Here is a 3,674-nt window from a genome sequence, read left to right as displayed (position 1 = left end):
CCCTTTGCCCCCCTGCACCAGCCCGGCAGCCTTGCCCCCATCCGCGCATTGCTGGCCCAGCATCCCGACCTGCCGCAGGTCGCATGTTTCGATACCGGCTTTCACCATACCATGCCGCCGGTTGCGCAGGCGCAGGCCCTGCCGCGTGATTATGCCGCCCGTGGCGTACGCCGGTACGGGTTCCATGGGCTGTCGTATGAATACATTGCCTCCGTCCTGCGCGCGCGCGCGCCGCATCTGGGGCAGGGGCGCACCATTGTTGCGCATATCGGCAGCGGGGGCAGCCTGTGCGCCCTGCAGGCTGGCCGCAGCATTGACACCACCATGGGGTTTTCGGTGCTGGATGGCCTGGTGATGGGAACACGGTGCGGGCATCTGGACCCCGGCGTGATCCTGTACATGCTCAAGGAAGAAGGGCTGGGCGCGGCGGAGATCGAAAATATCCTCTACCACCGTTCCGGCCTGCTTGGGGTATCGGGGGTTTCGGCCGACATGCGCGACCTGCATGCCCGCGCCGGGATAAGCCCGGAGGTGATGCAGGCGCTTGACCTGTTCGTCTACCGTTTCGCCCAGCAGGCGGGGGCCATGATGGCGGCCCTGCAGGGGCTGGACGGGCTGGTGTTCACCGCAGGGATCGGCGAACATGACGCCCTGATCCGCGCTGCGATCTGCAAGCGGCTGGAATGGGCGGGTGTCCGTCTTGATGCGCAGGCGAATGCCGCGCATCGCGAAATCATAAGCATGCCGGATAGTGCCGTGGAAGTGCGGGTCATCCCCACCGATGAGGAAACAACAATCCGTCGGCATGTGCTGATGTGTCTGTCCTGAATGCAGGCCGGACAGGGATAGAATGTCTCGGAAGGAACGGAAATGAGTGAAACTGCATCCGCAACACCGCTGTCCGCAGCGGATGTCGCGCTGTTCAACAAGTGGTGGCATGCAGCAAACTACCTGTCGATTGCCCAGATCTATCTGCTGGCCAATCCGTTGCTGCGTGAACCGCTGAAGCTGGAACACACCAAGCCGCGCCTGCTGGGCCACTGGGGCACCACGCCGGGGCTGAACTTCCTGTACCTGCACCTCAACCGCATCATTCGTGAACAGGACCGCAGCATCCTGTTCGTCGCGGGGCCGGGCCACGGGGCGCCGGGTGTTGTCGCCAGCACCTATCTGGAAGGCACGTACAGCGAATATTTCCCCGCCGTGACGCAGGATGCGGACGGGCTGGCCAGGCTGGTCAAGCAGTTCTCCTTTCCCGGCGGCATTCCCAGCCATGCAGCGCCGACCACGCCGGGTTCCATCAACGAAGGTGGTGAACTGGGCTATTCACTGTCGCATTCCTATGGCGCGGTGTTCGACAACCCTGACCTGATCGTGGCCTGCGTGGTGGGCGATGGCGAGTCTGAAACCGGCCCGCTGGCGACATCGTGGCACAGCAACAAGTTTCTGGATCCGAAAACCGATGGCGCGGTCCTGCCGATCCTGCATCTGAACGGCTACAAGATCGCGAATCCGACCGTCCTCGCCCGTATTTCGCCTGAGGAACTGCTGAGCCTGTTCCGTGGTTACGGCTACGATCCCATCGTGGTGGAAGGGGATGACCCGGACACCATGCACCAGAAAATGGCCGTGGCGATGGATACGGCCTTTGCCGCGATATCGAAGATCCAGCAGGCCGCGCGCGAACACAATGACACCACGCGCCCCATGTGGCCGATGATCATCATGCGCACGCCCAAGGGCTGGACCTGTCCCAAGACGGTTGATGGCCTGCGCACGGAAGGCTACTGGCGCGCCCATCAGGTGCCCATTACCGACCTGACCAAGCCCGAGCACCTGAAGCTGCTGGATACGTGGCTGCACAGCTACAAGCCTGAGGAACTGTTTGACGAAAACGGCACCCTGATGCCGGAAATCGCGGCGCTGGCGCCAAAGGGCGACCGCCGTATGAGCGCAAACCCGCACGCCAATGGCGGCCTGCTGCGCCGTGACCTGCGCCTGCCGGATGTGACGGAATATGCCGTGCCCGTCTCGTCCCCGGGGCATGAACTGGGTGAGGCCACGCGCGTGCTGGGATCGTGGCTGCGCGACGTGATGAAGGAAAACCTGTCGTCACGCAATTTCCGCGTGCTGGCGCCGGACGAGAACAATTCCAACCGCCTGAATGCGGTGCTGGATGTGACCAACCGCGCATGGAATGCCGAGACGTTCGATTACGATGACCATCTGGCGGTTGATGGCCATGTGATGGAAATCCTGAGCGAACACACCTGTCAGGGCTGGCTGGAAGGTTACCTGCTGACGGGTCGCCATGGTTTCCTGTCGTGCTACGAGGCGTTCATCCATATCGTGGATTCGATGGTCAACCAGCATGCCAAATGGATCAAGCAGGCGGATGAGGTATCGTGGCGCGCGCCGATCGCATCGCTGAACTACCTGCTGACATCGCATGTATGGCGTCAGGACCATAACGGGTTCAGCCATCAGGATCCCGGCTTTATCGACCATGTGCTGAACAAGAAGGCCAAGACGGTGCGGGTGTACCTGCCGCCCGATGCCAATACCCTGCTGTGCACGGCGAAGACCTGCCTTGAAAGCCGTGACCGTGTGAACGTGATCGTGGCGGGCAAGCAGCCCGAACCGCAGTGGCTGGACATGGATTCCGCCATCGCGCATTGCGCCAAGGGCATCGGGATCTGGGAATGGGCCAGCAATGACAAGGGTGGTGAACCCGATGTGGTCATGGCCTGCGCCGGGGACGTGCCGACCATGGAAACGCTGGCGGCGGTGCAGTTGCTGAACAAGCATCTGCCGGACCTGAAGATCCGCGTGATCAATGTGGTTGACCTGCTGACCCTGGAATCGAAGTCGCAGCATCCGGACGGTCTGGAGGACTATGTATTCGACAGCCTGTTCACCACCGACAAGCCGGTGATCTTCGCATTCCATGGCTATCCCGCGCTGATTCACAAGCTGATCTACAAGCGGACCAACTGCCGCAACTTCCATGTGCACGGTTATCGTGAGGAAGGATCCACCACCACGCCGTTCGACATGACGGTGCGCAATCACCTTGACCGCTTCCACCTGATGCAGAATGTCATCCGGCGTGTGCCGGGACTGGCGAACAAGGCGGCTTACGCCAATCAGGCCATTGCTGACAAACTGGTCGAACACACGCGTTACGTGGCCCAGTATGGCAAGGACATGCCGGAAATCGAGAACTGGCGCTGGTCATAAGGCGTCGGAACCCAAGGGGTTATTAAAGGGGGGAGCATTTTTGCTTCCCCCTTTTTTTTATGTCCGTATCGGGCCTGGTTGTCCTGTCCGCATATGGATGGGATTCAAAGGCTGTTTGAAAAGTCAGATCAGGCAATATCCAGCAATCATAAGAAAGTTTTTGGTGAAGCTTTTTTCAAAAAGCTTCAAAGAACGCCGATTTTTGGAAAATTCGGTAGTAAAAAATTTTGTTTTATCAATTTTTAAAATATATTACTGGTATATTTTTAAATAAATAAAATATTGCAAAATCTAATATTTTTATTTGCATGAGTATAATCAGTTGGGCCAGTCCTCAGGAGCAGGAGCAGGAGCAGGAGCAGGAGCAGGAGCAGGAGCAGGAGCAGGAGCAGGAGCAGGAGCAGGAGCAGGAGCAGGAGCAGGAGCAGGAGCAG

Annotated in this window: 2 protein-coding genes; both read left to right on the top strand. The window is 59.3% G+C overall.

Translation table 11 applies throughout. The annotated features are described in order from the left end of the window. Positions 1 to 828, top strand: an 828-nt coding sequence (locus tag F1542_RS10885; RefSeq protein ID WP_193733055.1) for an acetate/propionate family kinase, incomplete at its 5' end; no start/stop codon positions are given. Positions 829 to 870: 42 nt separating this feature from the next. Beyond that, positions 871 to 3,240, top strand: coding sequence for a phosphoketolase (locus F1542_RS10880; protein ID WP_193733054.1), 2,370 nt, complete (start codon positions 871 to 873; stop codon positions 3,238 to 3,240). Positions 3,241 to 3,674: the final 434 nt, after the last annotated feature.

It is taken from the genome of Komagataeibacter sp. FXV3 (assembly GCF_015155755.1).
Classification (GTDB): domain Bacteria; phylum Pseudomonadota; class Alphaproteobacteria; order Acetobacterales; family Acetobacteraceae; genus Komagataeibacter.
The sequence above is the reverse complement of the archived record's forward strand: the minus strand, read 5'-3'. Positions and strand labels throughout refer to the sequence as shown.